General features: G+C 53.4%; 1 protein-coding gene. It reads left to right on the forward strand.

Going from position 1 to position 236, the window contains the following annotated elements:
- Positions 1–236: ribose-phosphate pyrophosphokinase-like domain-containing protein (locus tag AAEZ02_RS23520; protein ID WP_351125664.1), on the forward strand; the 236-nt coding region annotated here is incomplete at both ends.

The raw sequence follows: 236 nt of genomic DNA on the forward strand, positions 1-236 counted from the left end.
GCCTACTTGTGCACCGACCAACGACAACTTGATGGAAATCATGATGATGGCCGATGCCTTGCGTCGCTCTAGTGCTGGCCGTATCACCGCTGTCATGCCCTACTTTGGTTATGCCCGTCAAGACCGTCGTCCGCGTTCAGCGCGTGTTCCTATCTCGGCCAAAGTCGTCGCTGACATGCTCAACATCGTCAGTATCGATCGCGTCATGACCGTTGATTTGCACTCAGATCAAATTC

Source organism: Shewanella sp. T24-MNA-CIBAN-0130 (assembly GCF_040310185.1).
Taxonomy (GTDB): Bacteria; Pseudomonadota; Gammaproteobacteria; order Enterobacterales; family Shewanellaceae; genus Shewanella; species Shewanella psychromarinicola.